This is a genomic window from Kineosporia corallincola, assembly GCF_018499875.1.
Classification (GTDB): domain Bacteria; phylum Actinomycetota; class Actinomycetes; order Actinomycetales; family Kineosporiaceae; genus Kineosporia; species Kineosporia corallincola.
Window position 1 is genome coordinate 1 of sequence record NZ_JAHBAY010000010.1, and the last position, 13,746, is coordinate 13,746.

The following is a 13,746-nucleotide window of genomic DNA, read 5'->3' on the forward strand; positions in this document are numbered from 1 at the left end:
CACCCTGTGGGAGTCGAGCACGGCCACCCTGCGGGAGTCGAGCACGGCCACCCTGCGGGGGTCGAGCACGGCCACCCTGTGGGAGTCGAGCACGGCCACCCTGCGGGGGTCGAGCACGGCCACCCTGCGGGGGTCGAGCACGGCCACCCTGCGGGGGTCGAGCACGGCCACCCTGCGGGAGTCGAGCACGGCCACCCTGCGGGAGTCGAGCACGGCCAATACCGGCCCCTACACTGCCGTCCACCTCCACTCCGCTCGGGCGACCGTCAACGGCAACGGGCACGTCATCGACGTCACGGCCTTGGATCTCGATACACCCGGCGACTGGCAGGCGTACTACGGCCTCGACGCCGACCCGGAGACCAAGGGGCGACTGCTGGTCTTCAAGGCCGTCGATTCTGAGTTGTTCGCCGGGCAGGGGCACATTCGGACCGCTTACCCGATCGGAGAGACGGTCACCGCCACGGACTGGGATCCGGAGCCGTATTGCGGTCGGGGTCTTCACTTCTCGCCGTCCGCATCGGGGGCCGAGTCGTACTTCCAGGGGAGCGGGCAGCCCCGATTCCTGGTCTGCTCGATCGCCGCCGATTTCGTTCCGCTGGGCGACAAGATCAAGGCTCCGTCGTGTGTCGTGTTGTACGAGGTGGACAAGCACGGGCGGGAGGTGCAGTCGTGAGTAGCCACGGGGTCCGCACGTACGAGGTGGCAGATGAGTGCCCGCGCTGCGGTTACACGACGGCGAGCTTGACCATGCCGGACAAGGTTCTCGACTGCCTGGCCTGCGGTCATCGGTGGGCCGACTCGTGACCGCCCGTATCTGGCGTGCTGGTGATGTCCCTCTGGCGCCGGGCACGAGAGTCCGGGCACTGGTGGTCTATTACGTGCCCGATGCTGAGGGGCGAGAAGGCTTGATCCTCTCGGGTTCCCGGAATTCATGGCTGGTCGACTTCGGCGAAGAAATTGCCAACAAGTTTGGCGACCGACGCCACCAGTGGACTGTTACCGAGCTTGAAGTGATCGACGACGGGGGAGAGCAGTGAGCGAGATGAACACCGAGAAGTTGGCCGAGATCCTGCACGAGGCCATGACCGATGGTTCGGCCCGGTCCGACGAGTTCTGTTGCGGCACGGTCGAGGCCAGGCTGGAGGGTGGCCACTGGTTCTACGCCTCGCACGTGGACGGGGCCGAATTCTCCGTGGCGGTCATGGACCGGGACAGTGTGGCCTCGGCTGAGGTCGCGAAGTTGCGCCGGTTCGCTGAGCTGGTCGGTCCGATCATCACGGACCCCGGTGTCATGGTGGACCTGTCCAATGAAGAGATGGCCACGGACGAGCAGATCACCGAGATGTATGACCTCGCCGGAGAGCTGGGGGTGAGAGGGCAGTGAGTGCCGACGTATGGCTTGAGGTCGACACCGGAGCCCCGGAAGGGCAGCGGATCGACGGCACCGAGCGCAACCTGACGTACAACCTGTCCGGGATGATTCGACGGGCCGGGTTCATTGGCTGGCAGAACCTCATGGGCATGGTCGCTGCCGAAGCGGAGCCGATGCTCAGGAAGACGGTCGAGAACCTGCGATCCGATCCGGCCGAATACCGGCCGCTGAACCCGTCGAACGGTTGGGGCACGTACGAGGACGCGATCGAGGTGCTTGAGGCCATGGCTGGGGACTGTGCGCGTCACCCGAAAGCTGTCTACGGGGGCTGGCTGTGAACGCGCTCAGGTCTCTCCCACGTCGTGTCGTGTCGGCCGTGTGATCGCTGCTGGCGGGTGCGATCGCGGTCGTGCTTGTCGTGGCCGTAGAACGGTTCGGGCGGCCGGCACGAGGGTGGAGGGCGCCGAAGTGAATCAGACCGAGACGGGGGACTGACATGGCAACGCGGACGATCACCTTCTACGTGGACTGTAAGCACTGTGACGGTCAGGCGTGCTCGACGACCGTGGACACGACGCAGCCGGATGACGGCTCGGTCCGGATCGATGTGGGCCTGTCGCTCTCGCAGATCACGTTCTCCTGCAACGTTTGTGGGTGCGCCTTCAGCCTCGGCGACATCGAAGACGAGCTGCACTCACACACGTCCTACGACGATTGCCCGCTCGATGAGGACGACGACTACGACCCGGAAGACGACGACGCCGACCTGGCCTACGAGGGGATGTGAGCAGAGTGATCATCAACGGCATCGACTACGAGGCCCGGGCAGCTGAACTCATCGCGGCCGGATCCACCAACCCGGACGAGGATGACGACACCGTGCTTGGCCGCCTCGTCTACTGCAACCAGCACCGCCGCGTTCACACGACCGGATGGTGCGCCGTCAGCAACCTCGAAAAGGTCGCCATGCCAGCCAGTTGGACAGAGGAGGCGTTGTGACCACCGAAGAGGCCCGCGAATTCCTGGAAGAGGCATGGTCAGAACTCGAAACAGACGCCGACATCGACGGCTGGTATCTGGTCGAGACCAAGATCGCCGGAACCCGTCGGGGCGCGCCGAAGCACGAGTACATCGCCAAGGATCCCGAGGGCGGCCTCTGGGGTTTCTGGATGCTTGAGTACGACGAGGAATGGGTGTGGGCCGGCGGGCCCCAGGCGATGATGGCCTACACGGAGACTATGACCACCACGAAGTATCGGCCGGTGTCCTCGTGACCCGCCCCATCGACCAGGCCGACGTGGATGCGGTGCTGGAACGTCGTTACAACGAAGCCGATCTGGCGAACGTGGACGCGATCGAGATGCACGCGCTCCGCTCCGACGCACTGTCATGGCTGAATGCCGTGGTTGCGCTCGGGTGGAGGCCGCCCGCACGACCGGGTGACGACGGCCCGCAAGTCGGTCAGACGTGGGAGTCCCGCGATACTCAGTACGAGCCCGGCCGTCAGGTCATTCTGATCAGCCGCGACGATGACGGCTTCCTCGTGAAGACGACCGCCAACCCTTCCCGCCCGCACCGCGTCGGCAAGGAAGCGAGCATCAGCCGGAAGACGCTGCTTTCGAAGTGGCGGCGAGTGGAGGAGGCCACCGATGCCCGGTGACGTCGAAATCCCGGCCGAGCTGCTGGCGGAGGTAGAAGCGGCGAAGCATCGGTTCCAGCCGAAGGTTGAGAACGGCGATGAGATAATCGTTCTCGGAGCCAATTCGTTCCTTGGACGAGTGATTCACGCCAGCACGCACGGAGGCGCCCTGCTGGCGCCCGACGCCGAGCGAAAGATGTTCGCGGGCGTCGCATGGACCTACGCTCTCGTCGGTCGTGCGTCCGGCCCGTCGTCTCCTCGCCCGCAGGTGGGCGACCGGGTGCTGGCGATCGAAGCGATGCTCGGCAGCGAGCACGTTGTCGGTCACGTTGGGATCGCGAAGTCGGTGCCGAAGCCTTCCGTATGCGGAGAGTTTCACGACTGGCGAGACGAAGAGGATCGACGTCTGAGCGACCCTTCGCCGGGCGCGATCCTGGTCGAGTTCGATCCCGGAGTCGAACTCTCGGGAACCCGAGGCGTAACCACTGCTTGCCGGGTTGAGGCATGGGCGCTGCTGCCCGCGCTCGACGCCAAGCCCGCTGCCGACGCGACCGGGAGTGCGCCGGCGGATGCGTCGTGGAGCGAGGTTCACGAGTTCCGACCAGGCATCGACGCGGTCTGCGTACATGGCGCAGACATCTTTGCCTCTGGCGATGTCTGGCGGTGTGGCAAGCCGGAGCAGGACGCCATCCACCTCGTCCCCACGGTCATCGCTGGCTATGTGTGCACGCCGATCGACGCGTGCAACTGCGCAGGCGGCGATCCCGAGATTGGATTCGGTGCCCACGAGGCGCACTGTGGATGGGAGCCGTTCGTTCGTGTCTCTCAGGTTCCTGCCGAGATCGACCGTCTGACCGCCGAGCGTGATGCCGCCCGTGACGTGGCCGCGAGCCTTGAGGCGGAGGGCGAGGCGCTGCGGCGCTGGCTGGTCGAGCAGGTTGCCGATCTGGCTCAGCGCGCACGATACGGCGATGTGTCGCTGCTCGACCGCATGCGAGCACTTGAAGGCGTACTGGACTGGCTGGACGAGTACCCGCACGAGCGGGGCGATGGGGAGTCCGGTGAGTGATCTCAAAGCGATCGACCCGCCGATGTGTGGCTGCACGGACTGCATCACGGGCTACTTGAAGCCGTGGAGCGAAGCATCGACGAACGAACGGCATGCCGCCCTGTCCGGCGCTCTGGAGAACCGCACGGGCTATATGTGGGGCGATGGACGCGGCAACACCGTCGAGCATCCCTTTCCTGAGCTTCAGGTCGAGCGCGATGCCCTGGCCTCTCAGCTCGACCAGTTCCGGGCGTGGTTGATGCTCCGCAAGGACTGCGTGACCGGCGACACCGCCTACGAAATCAAGGACCTCATAGCACGTTTCGACACGATCACCAGGAGGACACAGTGATTGCCGCTGAACTGACGGTCGAGCATGTCGGGCACTGGTCATGGATCGAGGGCGTCAGCGGGTACCGGAAGATCTTGTCCGTCGACCAGGTCGACGGGCGCACGTGGGTGCGGAGGTCGGACGGCGACCACCTCATCCCGGGGCATCGGGCAGTCCGGGCCGCAGCGTCTCTGAGCGAGCTGCACAGGGGCCTGGAGGCGAGCCGTGGGTGACTACCGGGTTGGCCGCCACCAGTCCAGGAACCTGTACCGGGGCGACGAGTACATCGGCGTCGTGACCCACGAAACCAACTTGGGTCCGGCCCTGGTCGCGAAACTGAACAACCCGGCGGGGCGGTCGTGGGAGATCGTCGCGGCGCTGGCCAAGGGACAGGACGTGTGGATCCGATTCCGGCAGCGATGGGATCGCCTGGCGGTCATGTTCAATCCAGCTGACGCCGAAATCGTCGCTGCGGCACTGGAAACGAAAGAGAACGCGTCGGTCCAGTGCCCATGCACCCGCTGGGAACAGGGCGAAGACCCTTGCCCGTGCGGTCACCCCGCCAGCTTGCACGAGGTCAACGAATGCTGGGCGGAGGTGACTACATGACCGACCATGTGACCCCGATCCGCCCGCAGGTCGTTCCCGCCTACATGGACTGCGAATTCACGGTCGAAGTCCGCCGCGACGGGACCCCCGAAATCGTCGGCCGGCATGACGGCGTGGTCCTCTACCGGGTGCGGCAGGCTCCCGGAGGTGACGGCCGGTACATCGCTGCCGAGATCGCCGATCACCTGTCCGGGCGGCTCACGGCACAGCGGGCGCTCGGGCAGATCCTCGACAAGGCAGTCGACGTCGACGGGCGCTGGGTGGTCAAGCTCACCCACGAGCAGGTTGGGCAGTACCGGGCTCTCACCGAGACAGGACAGGGAGATTCGTGAACAAGGAACAGATCGTCGAGCTACTGACGGCGAGCGACAACCAGGCGGCCAAGCAGTTGGCCGCCGCCGAAGACGACGTGGACGGGCTCAAGTATGTGTCGTCGATCGACGGCTACGAAGGCCGATGGCATCGCGCCGTCACGATCATCTTTAGCGACCCGGCCGATCAGCTCTGGGGTTTCACCTTCAAGTACGGGCTCACCGAGAACCAGGACGATGACTGGTCCGGCGTCGAAGGCAGCGTGAAAGCCATGCGCGCCGAGCAGGTCACGGTCACCCAGTACGTGACCGCCTAAGCCTCCGCCCGGCTCCGGGAGGGAAAGCCCGGTCCGAACGGGCAACACCACGGACGCCGACAGCGTCTACGCGAAAACGGCCACGGATGGCGATCCCAAGCAAGTAGCCCACTGCCGTCCGGGCGGCACCCCTCTGGCTGCCCGGACGGCCCACCAGGCCCCACCAGCGAGTGAAAGGCAAGACGTGACGCAGCTGTACCAGAAGAAGGCCATCCCCACCGAGGCTCACCAGTGGTGGAAGAACGGCGACCACCCCGACGACGGATGCGCGGACGGACACGAGGGCGACGACGAGGCGTGCGAAGGCAAGGTGGTCCGCTTCTTCCGCCGTCCCGAACCCGGGTACGCCAGCGACGTGACCCACGACCAGTGCGGGCGAACCTGGCACGACCACGGCTGGATTGACACCCTCGAAGGCGGGCACACGGTCTGCCCGGGGTCGTGGATCGTGACCGGCGTCGAGGGCGAGCGGTGGCCCGTGAAGGACTCGATTTTCCAGGCCACCTACGAAAAGGTCCCGGCTGAAGGCGAGTTCGAGAAGCGGATCGCAGACGCGATCCGTGCCTCCCGCGAATACCAGGAGGGTATGGCGCGTGGAGTGCCGAAGAACGTTCGTGAGCAGTACCTGTCAGGTATCTCGTCCGCCGCAGCCCGAGCCCTGGCCTGACGCCCACCACCGTCTCCCGGCCCCCCGGGCGGCGGGAGTGGTCGGCAGGACGGACAGAGGAGACTCATGGATAACGACGACGCACTGAGCGAGATCGCGTGGAATCTCGCGGCCAGGGCCCACCACGGGCAGCTGGACAAGCAGGGACGCGGCTACTTCGACAACCATTTGTGCCCTGTGGCCGCGCTGCTACGGCCCTACGGCGCGTACGTGGAGGCCGCCGGGTACCTCCACGACATCCTCGAAGACACGGCCACGAGGGTCGGGGACCTGCGGCGGGCAGGGATCCCGTACGAGGTGACCCGCGCTGTCATCGCGGTCACGCGCCGTCCCGGAGAGGAGTACACCGACCTGATCGAGCGCGCGCGCCTCGACCCGATCGGCCGACTCGTCAAACTCGCCGACAACTGGGTCAACTTGACCGGGCTGGCCGGGATCGAGGACGAGGCAACGCGGGAACGGCTGCGGCGGAAGTACGTTGCAGCCCGGGAGAGGCTGGAGTTCAAGTGAGCCAGACGGAAGAGCAGCCTTGGATGCTAAGGCTGCGCGAGGCGATGCGGACCATCCCGCACCCGCAGAACAGCGGCCCGCGGGACTTCGATGCGGAAGAGCGAATCATCGAGGCGGCGACTGCTGTGGCGACGCACGAGCTGACCCGCATGGACGACCTGTGCGCCGAGCTTCGACGCCACCTCGACACTCAGGCGAGGATGCGCGAGGCACTCGACCTGGAGAACGTGCGGATCCGGCGAGAGATTCGAGCATCGCGCCTGGACCGGAACCGTCTGCACGAAACCCTCGACTACATCCTGCACCGGTCGGAGCAGGACGACCTGGGGCCCGTCGAGATGCTGGCCCACCTGCGAGACAAAGCGCGACGAGCGCTGGAGTTGAAGTGACTGAATCCTGGATCCTTGAGGCGCTGCGGCTGACCGAGGGCGAGCCCGCCGACTCGGTCTTCTGGCACCACCGCGAGGGCTCGCTGAAGCTGTACTTCCTCTGCAACGACGTGTTCGCGTGGGGATGCGCGGATGCAGAGGAGATCACCGAGGCCAACCTGCGGTTGCTCGCTCAGGCGCGGGCCGATCTCGTGGCGAGCGGGGACAAGTACGCCGACCACCTCGGCGACCTGTACGCGGCCCGGGTGCGGAAGCTGCGACCCCAGGGTGCCTGCTACCCGTACTACCCCGAGTCGATCTGGAAGCTGTTCGATGCGTGCGGGCCCGAGCGCGAGGTGGGCATGGGAAACCCGAAGCCGCGGCCCGAGGAGGCGAAGTGACTGACGACCTGGTCGCCCGTATCGCCGACGTCCTCCCGCCCGTCCGGGTGTCCGAGGTGGTCGCGGAGTGGCCGGCGGATGAGGCTGAGCTGTGCCGCAGCTACGACTACGACTCGATTGCCGAGCGGAACGAGAAGCTCGACCAGCTGCGGCGGGAGAAGGCGGCACGGCGGGTGCTGGAGGTGCTTCGGGAGGCTGGGCGGTTGCGGCCAGTGTCCTGCCCGACCGCTTGTGACGCGGACTGCGAGGGTCCATGCCACGAAGCGCACCAGCCGTTCTGGAAGCGGGAGCACGAGCCTTCGGAGTGCTCTCGGTGAGCGCCACCCAGCACGTCGACCGCATGGTCGAGCGGATGTGCGGCTCCGTCGCCGTGCCTATGCCCGCTCTGGTCCGCGTCGTGCGGCCGGCACGTACACGCTCGTCCTGGATGGCGAAACTGTTAGCGGTCTAGGCCGCGACGACGTGATCCTCTCGATCGCTGAGGTCCTCGCTGTCGACGACCCCGATCACGCGCTGGTCCGAGCCGAGCTGATCGCGAACCACTGCCTGTACCCCTACTACCCGGACACGATGCGGGTCTGGACTCGCGACCACGCCACCCGACAGATCGACGTCACCATCACCCGAGACTGACCCCGCCCGCAGACACCCGAGGAGCAGAGATGTCACCGCAGGAATGGGCCGCCCGGTACCTGACCGCCGTTCGGGAAGGGAGCAACACCGAGGCAACGCACATCTACGAGGACGCCGTCTACGACCTCGATACTTGGGGCGGCAAGGAATTCGCGAAGATCGTGAGCGCCGGGTGATGGGCGACGACCTGGGCCCGGTCCGGCACCGCTACTACCACTACGACGACGGCCCCTACTGGGCGACTCTCGACCCCGGCGCCTACACGGCCGACGTCCGGCACTGGTGGAACGGGAAGTGGACCTACAGCCACGAGACACGCGATATCACCCTCGACCAGAAGGAAATCGGCGAACGCGAACTCGCGTACGGCCAGTTCCTCGACGGCATGCGCTACTGAACACCCCGGAACCCCCGACCGCATAGGAGGAAATGATGGACCGCAAGCTCGCGTTCTGTGAGTCGAACTGGGCCGGGCCGGAGAGCCCGTGGCACATCCGGGTCGTCGGATCGGAAGGCCTGAAGCCCGGCGGCGGCGTGAACGCGACCGCCTTGTGTGGGCGCGAGATCAAGGGCTGGGACCTCCCGGCCTCCCGGCCGACCCGCGACACGATCAGCTACAAACACGTGTGCCCAGGCTGCGCGGGCGCTTTCGACGCGATCTGACTACCAAGCAGGGGAAACGACATGGCCACCAAGACTCACCCGACCGAGCGGCCCGCCACCCGCACCCCCACCGAGCCCATCCACATCGTCTATGAGTCGTGGCTGTCGTCGCGCCTTCACCGGCTCGCTGGCTGGCTGGGCATCCCGTGGCCGGGTGATGTGATCGCGGCCTGCGGAGAAAACCTCAGCAGCAACCAGGAACCCACCAACCCGGGACCGGAAGCGCCGGCATGCGTTCTGTGCGCCGTGATCGACGAAGCGAACGAGGAGGGGCTATGACTTCAAGGGGCGTAAAGCGGGCCGCCCGGGAGCGTCTCACCAACGACTGACCGCACGAGAAGCAGGGGGAAGACGTGGACGCCACGACCGACCACGAGCACGACTACCAGATCACGAAGACCCTCCCGGCCGAGAACGGCTGGCCGCCAGAGATCCGCTGGGAATGCTCGTGCGGCGACGGATACTGGGAGAACTGATGGCCACCAGCACCGCCGAGACCTGCGACGTCCGCACTGTTGGCGAGGCCCTTGAATCCGATCCCGCCCTGGCGAACGGCAACCCGGACCCGATGGCGTTCCTGTGGCGCGCCCGCCTCTACATCGTCCGCAACATCCTCGACCGCACCGAAACCACCTGGCGGGTCCAGGCATCCACTGGCCGCGCGTACGGCGCAGGCACCTATGAACTCGAGCGCACTGCCGGCGGATGGACCGTTCGGCAGTGCTTGGACTGAGGGGGGAAGACATGGGAACGAAGTACCGCATCGTTTGGCGCAGCGAGAAGAGCAGCGCCGTCGCCCGGGAGCGAGAGGCCGTACGCGGCTACCTGGCGGGGATCCGGGAGGCGTGGAAGGCCGGGCAGCTCGTCGACCCGGAGATCGAGATCTGGGTCAGCTACGGGTTTGGGTGGGACCTGCTCGAGAAAATCAACCTGCGCGACGGTTTCGTCATGGTGCGACAGGAGGCGGCATGAGCATCGAGATCCCGGACGCCGCAGTCGAAGCGGCGACGCACGGCGAGAACTACGACGACCACATGCCGGATACCTGGCGTGAGGTGATCCGGGAAAGCCTTGAGGCCGCTCTCCCGCACCTCCGGGCCGCGATCCTTGCCGACCTGCGAGTCCTGATCGACTCACACGTCGAGCGACTCGAACGGACCGCCGCAGCAACGGACGACTATGGCCAGCGCCGCAGACTTGAGGAGTTCATCCCGGGTCTCACGCTGGCGCGTTCCTACATCGGGGCCATGGAAGGGAATCAGACGTGAACGCCGCCGAGCACAAGGCGAAGGCCGAAAGAATCTGGGCTGTAGTCCGTAACGACGCTACCCCCGCCACGGATGGGTTCTACCATCGGGTCTACCTGCCGTGGGACCTGCCGGACTGGGCAGAGCCCGGGGACACCGCGGAAAGTCTCGCCAAAACCTTCGCCGAAGAATGGCCCGGACGGCCAGGCACCATGCGAGCGGTCGAGCTGACACCTGCTCCGGGTGACGGGCCCTGGTGGGTAACAACTCTCGCGGGCGATATCTCGTCCGGGCCCTACAGCACCCGTGCCGACGCCATCGCCGCACGGAAGAGCATCGACGAACTCACAGACGGAGAACACGTCATTGATCGGGCAGGAGCGCGAGCATGACCCCGGCCGAATGGGCCGAGCGGTACCTGACAGCAGCATCCAACGGCAGCGATCGAGCAGCTCTCCGTGAACTCCACTTCGATGCCCGCGATGACCTCGATCGAACCGACGACCGCATCGAGTTTCTTCGACTCATCGGGGAAAGGGACTAATGATTCTCCCCTCCCGGAACGACGAAGCCCCCGACCAGACGGTCGGGGGCTGACTTGTCTCTCAAGCCGTACGCGGCCGAGGCAACGCAGCGAGCTGCCGGCCAAGCTCAGCATGCCAGGCCATCAGATCATCCAAAGGACCGGTAGCGCGCTCAACGTCCGCCTCAACGCCGCCGCCGGGCAGAAGAGACAGCAGCGCCCAGTAGCGGCCGTACTGCGCGATGCGGTGACAGCCCGGGTCCTCGATCGGGTCCTCCGGGGCTGGTATGCGGTGCAAGCGCGTGTCACAGCCGGGCTCGTGTCTGTCGTCTGGGTTTGCCGCCTGGGACGTCGTTGCCATGGGGACCCCCATCTAGGCCGTGGCTTGGCCGTGGTCATCGGTGCTGTGCTGGTGCGGCGCTTTTGCCTTGCCGGTAATTGATCTCTCCGCTACCGGCCGGTCACAGTCATCCTCCGATGTCAACCACCGCCGGTCCAGCCCGCACACACAGAATCGTGACACCAGCCGAGGTTAAGCCCGCGAACGGGGGACAACGACGTAGGTGCAAACGCCCGCCCGTGAGGATCCCTCACGGCACAGACCGCCACCGTCTGACAGCCGTATCCCCGGGCGCGTAAGCGCCAGCCGCCCGCAACGCTCACTGGGTGGATGACGACCTGGCCAGGACCGTCGGAGCAGCCATCCGATTCCGCCGCAGCCTCGCCGACCTCACACAAGACCAACTCGCCGAACGTCTCGGCGTCGACCGGGCCGTGGTCTCCCGCATCGAATCCGGCGCCAGAGCCGTGCGCCTGGACGGCGAGCTCGTCCGCCTCTGCGCCGCGCTCAACTGCACCCTCCGGCAACTCCTCACCGACGCCACACCAGCGCAGCGCGCGGCCCTCGGAGTCCAGCCCTAGAGCGACTCGTCCTCGTGACGTGGCAGCCCGATCGCCTCACGATCATCCGGGTCCAGCTCGATCAGCAGCCGCCGCAGAGGGACACCCAGAGCACGGCAGATCTCCGCGGCCTCCTCCAGCTTGATCGACCGTTCGCCGGCCTCGACGCGGGACACCTGCCTCTGGTCCCAGCCGTCGACCATCGCAGCGACCTCGTCCTGTGACAGGCCGCGGGCTGCACGCCACGCGCGGAAGGCACGGCGGATCGCGAGGCGCCCACTCGTGCTCGTCACGCCGCGACGGTGACAGCCAAGACCGCCGATTGTCGCGATCAATGTCTACGGTAGACACATATGGTCTACGGTGTGAGACAGACCGTCAGTCGTGGGTCGCTGACGGTCACCACAAGCGCTCCGGTCCGGCGCGGTGACCCTCCCTGACGCCGGACCGGAGCCACCACGATGGGGGCCAGGATGGCAACACTCCACGGCGGGCCAGCAGACGGCGCGCTCATCCCCGACCGCGGCCTGCCCGTGGAACACGTCCGTGTCGTCGCCGGCAAAGTCATCCTCGACGACGACGGGTTCCCCCTCCGGCTGCCCGTCGACCCCACCGAAGCCGACCTGGTGATCACCCGCACGCCTCTGCGTACTGGGTGGCGGTCCTACCGGCGCGAGGCTGACGGTAGCTACCGGTACGTCCAGTGGCGTGGTCCCGTGCCCCGCTGACCGGCCAAACGCAAGATGGCCCCGCCGAAACGGAGCCACCTGCCCAGCCGAGCGCGCCAACACCCGGCCGGCCAACCCTTCACCACCGGCCCGCGCCCGGATCCCTAGACGCGTCAATCCTTATGCTATCGGTCGCGCTGTTCCAGCGCCGCCAATCGCTCCTCGAGGTCCAGGACGGCCGCCTCCAGTGTGGCGATGCGAGCCATCCAGTCCGGGCCTGGACTCGGCAGCACGTAATAGCCTGCGCCCCGGCGACCTTCGACCAGGCCCCGCTGTATCAGTAGCCCGTACGCGTCTTGCGTGACCTGCTTGCCGTGACCTTCCCGCGTCAGCTGTGACTGGGACGGTAGTCGATCTCCTGGCCGGTATGCGCCGGCGCGGATTTGCTGGGCGATCTGTTCGGCTAGGGCCTCGTATGCGGGTTGTGGCACGGGCCCATGATGCCGGGTTGTCACTCGATCGGCCCACGCATCGGGAACCTACCTGCCGGTTTGACTTGACCTACCTCCGATTCACCTCCAATCTGAACCTCGTGAAGGAACGGAGCAACGGGAGCAACGGGTGGCTGACCACCGGTCAAGTCGCTCTGCTCCTAGGGCTCTCCCGCTGGACCATCCGCCGCCACTGCGAGGCCGGCATCTACCAGGGAGCCCGCCGACCGAACGGGAGCAGCCAGTGGCGCATCCCAGCAAAAGCAGTCCAGGCCAACAACGACAACACGGGGGACAACTGACATGGGCTACTTCGGCAGCAATTCCGCTCGGTGCGAACGGTGCGACGAAGTCACCGGGGACGTAGTCAAGCGTGACGGCGACGTCGACAACCGGAAGCTCTGCGAGGACTGCGCCCACTACGTAGGGGCCGGACAGTGAAGCGCAACCGGGGCAGCCATGCCTCCCAAGCAGGCGTCGCCAGTGCAGAAAACCAACGAAACCGCAACGGGGGAACCAACATGAATTACGAACTCATCGACGGCCAGAAGGCGCGAATCATGGAGTGCCGATGCCTCGACAGCCGATGCATCGGCAAGATCGGGACGATGAAGATCGTCGGAGGGCGCCTGCACAGCGTCAAATGGGGCAATGAAACCTGTCACTTCCCAGATGCTGTGATCCCCATCCAGTGATGCTCGCCGTCCAAAACTCCTACACCGGAGTGATTCGCGAATGGGCGATCCTCCGCAACGGCGTCGAAGTCCGCACCGAAACCATGACCCGTGACCAGGTCAACGACCTCATCCGCGACCTCAACCAGGTCGAAAACGTCTACTCGGCGGAGGGAATCTGATGGGTATGTACGGAGAAACCCTCGCCGAACTCCAGCAGGCCGAGACCAACGTCCGTGCCGCCGCCGAGGACGCCGAGACCAACGGGCGCACCGAGCACGCCCGACGAATGCACATCCGACTCAACGCCATCCGCGCCGAAATCCGGAAGATGGGAGGCAACTGAAATGCGTTATCTCGCGTGGCTTCTC

General features: G+C 66.1%; 36 protein-coding genes. 34 read left to right on the forward strand and 2 right to left on the reverse strand.

Going from position 1 to position 13,746, the window contains the following annotated elements; translation table 11 throughout:
• The 29 genes from KIH74_RS22520 to KIH74_RS22655 all read left to right on the forward strand — a co-directional run.
• On the forward strand, window positions 1-676 hold a 676-nt coding region (locus tag KIH74_RS22520; RefSeq protein WP_214158103.1), incomplete at its 5' end, for a DUF7666 domain-containing protein.
• Between the two features lie 127 nt (window positions 677-803).
• Entirely contained in the window at window positions 804-1,040 is a 237-nt protein-coding gene (locus KIH74_RS22525; protein WP_214158104.1) for a hypothetical protein, read from the forward strand.
• Window positions 1,037-1,387 carry a hypothetical protein gene (locus tag KIH74_RS22530; RefSeq protein ID WP_214158105.1) on the forward strand — a complete coding sequence of 117 codons (351 nt, stop codon included), beginning with the start codon at window positions 1,037-1,039 and terminating at the stop codon, window positions 1,385-1,387. The genes KIH74_RS22525 and KIH74_RS22530 overlap by 4 nt, the downstream gene beginning before the upstream one ends.
• The gene (locus KIH74_RS22535; RefSeq protein WP_214158106.1) at window positions 1,384-1,713 is read left to right on the forward strand and encodes a hypothetical protein; all 330 of its coding nucleotides are present in this window, start codon (window positions 1,384-1,386) and stop codon (window positions 1,711-1,713) included. Before KIH74_RS22530 ends, KIH74_RS22535 begins: the two co-directional genes overlap by 4 nt.
• 227 nt (window positions 1,714-1,940) lie before the next feature.
• Window positions 1,941-2,162: a hypothetical protein gene (locus KIH74_RS22540; protein ID WP_214158107.1), complete on the forward strand. Its 222-nt coding sequence runs from the start codon at window positions 1,941-1,943 to the stop codon at window positions 2,160-2,162.
• A gap of 5 nt (window positions 2,163-2,167) precedes the next feature.
• A complete protein-coding gene (locus KIH74_RS22545; RefSeq protein WP_214158108.1) occupies window positions 2,168-2,374 on the forward strand; it encodes a hypothetical protein in 207 nt (68 codons plus the stop codon).
• A complete protein-coding gene (locus KIH74_RS22550; RefSeq protein WP_214158109.1) occupies window positions 2,371-2,649 on the forward strand; it encodes a hypothetical protein in 279 nt (92 codons plus the stop codon). Before KIH74_RS22545 ends, KIH74_RS22550 begins: the two co-directional genes overlap by 4 nt.
• Window positions 2,646-3,035: a hypothetical protein gene (locus KIH74_RS22555; protein ID WP_214158110.1), complete on the forward strand. Its 390-nt coding sequence runs from the start codon at window positions 2,646-2,648 to the stop codon at window positions 3,033-3,035. Before KIH74_RS22550 ends, KIH74_RS22555 begins: the two co-directional genes overlap by 4 nt.
• A complete protein-coding gene (locus tag KIH74_RS22560) occupies window positions 3,025-4,083 on the forward strand; it encodes a hypothetical protein (RefSeq protein ID WP_214158111.1) in 1,059 nt (352 codons plus the stop codon). Before KIH74_RS22555 ends, KIH74_RS22560 begins: the two co-directional genes overlap by 11 nt.
• Window positions 4,076-4,414, forward strand: a complete 339-nt coding sequence (locus KIH74_RS22565; protein WP_214158112.1) for a hypothetical protein — start codon at window positions 4,076-4,078, stop codon at window positions 4,412-4,414. The genes KIH74_RS22560 and KIH74_RS22565 overlap by 8 nt, the downstream gene beginning before the upstream one ends.
• Window positions 4,415-4,618: 204 nt before the next feature.
• Complete coding sequence (locus KIH74_RS22570; protein WP_214158113.1) at window positions 4,619-5,002, forward strand: hypothetical protein; 384 nt, start codon at window positions 4,619-4,621, stop codon at window positions 5,000-5,002.
• Complete coding sequence (locus KIH74_RS22575) at window positions 4,999-5,334, forward strand: hypothetical protein (RefSeq protein WP_214158114.1); 336 nt, start codon at window positions 4,999-5,001, stop codon at window positions 5,332-5,334. Before KIH74_RS22570 ends, KIH74_RS22575 begins: the two co-directional genes overlap by 4 nt.
• Window positions 5,331-5,630, forward strand: coding sequence for a hypothetical protein (locus tag KIH74_RS22580; RefSeq protein WP_214158115.1), 300 nt, complete (start codon window positions 5,331-5,333; stop codon window positions 5,628-5,630). The genes KIH74_RS22575 and KIH74_RS22580 overlap by 4 nt, the downstream gene beginning before the upstream one ends.
• A 184-nt stretch (window positions 5,631-5,814) precedes the next feature.
• The gene (locus KIH74_RS22585; RefSeq protein WP_214158116.1) at window positions 5,815-6,297 is read left to right on the forward strand and encodes a hypothetical protein; all 483 of its coding nucleotides are present in this window, start codon (window positions 5,815-5,817) and stop codon (window positions 6,295-6,297) included.
• 66 nt (window positions 6,298-6,363) lie between these two features.
• Complete coding sequence (locus KIH74_RS22590; RefSeq protein WP_214158117.1) at window positions 6,364-6,807, forward strand: hypothetical protein; 444 nt, start codon at window positions 6,364-6,366, stop codon at window positions 6,805-6,807.
• Window positions 6,804-7,196, forward strand: a complete 393-nt coding sequence (locus KIH74_RS22595; RefSeq protein ID WP_214158118.1) for a hypothetical protein — start codon at window positions 6,804-6,806, stop codon at window positions 7,194-7,196. Before KIH74_RS22590 ends, KIH74_RS22595 begins: the two co-directional genes overlap by 4 nt.
• Entirely contained in the window at window positions 7,193-7,576 is a 384-nt protein-coding gene (locus KIH74_RS22600; protein WP_214158119.1) for a hypothetical protein, read from the forward strand. The genes KIH74_RS22595 and KIH74_RS22600 overlap by 4 nt, the downstream gene beginning before the upstream one ends.
• Window positions 7,573-7,893: a hypothetical protein gene (locus tag KIH74_RS22605; RefSeq protein ID WP_214158120.1), complete on the forward strand. Its 321-nt coding sequence runs from the start codon at window positions 7,573-7,575 to the stop codon at window positions 7,891-7,893. Before KIH74_RS22600 ends, KIH74_RS22605 begins: the two co-directional genes overlap by 4 nt.
• Before the next feature lie 145 nt (window positions 7,894-8,038).
• Window positions 8,039-8,209, forward strand: coding sequence for a hypothetical protein (locus tag KIH74_RS22610; protein ID WP_214158121.1), 171 nt, complete (start codon window positions 8,039-8,041; stop codon window positions 8,207-8,209).
• A gap of 29 nt (window positions 8,210-8,238) precedes the next feature.
• Window positions 8,239-8,385, forward strand: a complete 147-nt coding sequence (locus KIH74_RS22615; RefSeq protein WP_214158122.1) for a hypothetical protein — start codon at window positions 8,239-8,241, stop codon at window positions 8,383-8,385.
• The gene (locus tag KIH74_RS22620; RefSeq protein ID WP_214158123.1) at window positions 8,385-8,606 is read left to right on the forward strand and encodes a hypothetical protein; all 222 of its coding nucleotides are present in this window, start codon (window positions 8,385-8,387) and stop codon (window positions 8,604-8,606) included. The genes KIH74_RS22615 and KIH74_RS22620 overlap by 1 nt, the downstream gene beginning before the upstream one ends.
• A 35-nt stretch (window positions 8,607-8,641) precedes the next feature.
• On the forward strand, window positions 8,642-8,872 hold the full coding sequence (locus tag KIH74_RS22625; protein WP_214158124.1) for a hypothetical protein: 231 nt from the start codon (window positions 8,642-8,644) through the stop codon (window positions 8,870-8,872).
• A gap of 21 nt (window positions 8,873-8,893) precedes the next feature.
• Complete coding sequence (locus tag KIH74_RS22630; protein ID WP_214158125.1) at window positions 8,894-9,151, forward strand: hypothetical protein; 258 nt, start codon at window positions 8,894-8,896, stop codon at window positions 9,149-9,151.
• 74 nt (window positions 9,152-9,225) lie between these two features.
• On the forward strand, window positions 9,226-9,348 hold the full coding sequence (locus KIH74_RS37935; RefSeq protein ID WP_281418092.1) for a hypothetical protein: 123 nt from the start codon (window positions 9,226-9,228) through the stop codon (window positions 9,346-9,348).
• Window positions 9,348-9,605, forward strand: coding sequence for a DUF6504 family protein (locus tag KIH74_RS22635; protein WP_214158126.1), 258 nt, complete (start codon window positions 9,348-9,350; stop codon window positions 9,603-9,605). The genes KIH74_RS37935 and KIH74_RS22635 overlap by 1 nt, the downstream gene beginning before the upstream one ends.
• A gap of 11 nt (window positions 9,606-9,616) precedes the next feature.
• Complete coding sequence (locus KIH74_RS22640; RefSeq protein WP_214158127.1) at window positions 9,617-9,844, forward strand: hypothetical protein; 228 nt, start codon at window positions 9,617-9,619, stop codon at window positions 9,842-9,844.
• Window positions 9,841-10,140: a hypothetical protein gene (locus KIH74_RS22645; RefSeq protein WP_214158128.1), complete on the forward strand. Its 300-nt coding sequence runs from the start codon at window positions 9,841-9,843 to the stop codon at window positions 10,138-10,140. Before KIH74_RS22640 ends, KIH74_RS22645 begins: the two co-directional genes overlap by 4 nt.
• Window positions 10,137-10,511 carry a hypothetical protein gene (locus KIH74_RS22650; RefSeq protein WP_214158129.1) on the forward strand — a complete coding sequence of 125 codons (375 nt, stop codon included), beginning with the start codon at window positions 10,137-10,139 and terminating at the stop codon, window positions 10,509-10,511. The genes KIH74_RS22645 and KIH74_RS22650 overlap by 4 nt, the downstream gene beginning before the upstream one ends.
• A gap of 797 nt (window positions 10,512-11,308) precedes the next feature.
• Window positions 11,309-11,563 (forward strand): helix-turn-helix domain-containing protein, encoded by a 255-nt coding sequence (locus tag KIH74_RS22655; RefSeq protein WP_214158130.1) that lies wholly within the window; start codon window positions 11,309-11,311, stop codon window positions 11,561-11,563.
• On the opposite strand, the gene KIH74_RS37940 is transcribed toward KIH74_RS22655, so the two are convergent.
• Window positions 11,560-11,835 (reverse strand): helix-turn-helix domain-containing protein, encoded by a 276-nt coding sequence (locus tag KIH74_RS37940; protein WP_214158131.1) that lies wholly within the window; start codon window positions 11,833-11,835, stop codon window positions 11,560-11,562. The genes KIH74_RS22655 and KIH74_RS37940 overlap by 4 nt on opposite strands.
• A 180-nt stretch (window positions 11,836-12,015) precedes the next feature.
• Here KIH74_RS37940 and KIH74_RS22665 point away from each other — a divergent pair, with 180 nt between their 5' ends.
• Entirely contained in the window at window positions 12,016-12,270 is a 255-nt protein-coding gene (locus KIH74_RS22665) for a hypothetical protein (RefSeq protein WP_214158132.1), read from the forward strand.
• A 125-nt stretch (window positions 12,271-12,395) separates the two neighbouring features.
• Here the strand turns inward: KIH74_RS22665 and KIH74_RS39295 are convergent, their stop codons facing one another.
• Window positions 12,396-12,725, reverse strand: a complete 330-nt coding sequence (locus tag KIH74_RS39295; RefSeq protein ID WP_372492114.1) for a GntR family transcriptional regulator — start codon at window positions 12,723-12,725, stop codon at window positions 12,396-12,398.
• Here KIH74_RS39295 and KIH74_RS39300 point away from each other — a divergent pair.
• The 4 genes from KIH74_RS39300 (at window position 12,686) to KIH74_RS22690 (ending at window position 13,721) form a co-directional block, all read left to right on the forward strand.
• Window positions 12,686-13,003, forward strand: coding sequence for a helix-turn-helix domain-containing protein (locus KIH74_RS39300; RefSeq protein WP_372492115.1), 318 nt, complete (start codon window positions 12,686-12,688; stop codon window positions 13,001-13,003). The two genes, KIH74_RS39295 and KIH74_RS39300, sit on opposite strands and share 40 nt — an antisense overlap.
• Before the next feature lie 135 nt (window positions 13,004-13,138).
• Window positions 13,139-13,396 (forward strand): MBT domain-containing protein, encoded by a 258-nt coding sequence (locus KIH74_RS22680; protein ID WP_214158135.1) that lies wholly within the window; start codon window positions 13,139-13,141, stop codon window positions 13,394-13,396.
• Window positions 13,393-13,557: a hypothetical protein gene (locus KIH74_RS22685; protein ID WP_214158136.1), complete on the forward strand. Its 165-nt coding sequence runs from the start codon at window positions 13,393-13,395 to the stop codon at window positions 13,555-13,557. The genes KIH74_RS22680 and KIH74_RS22685 overlap by 4 nt, the downstream gene beginning before the upstream one ends.
• Before the next feature lie 5 nt (window positions 13,558-13,562).
• Window positions 13,563-13,721: a hypothetical protein gene (locus KIH74_RS22690; protein ID WP_214158137.1), complete on the forward strand. Its 159-nt coding sequence runs from the start codon at window positions 13,563-13,565 to the stop codon at window positions 13,719-13,721.
• Window positions 13,722-13,746 lie beyond the last annotated feature (25 nt).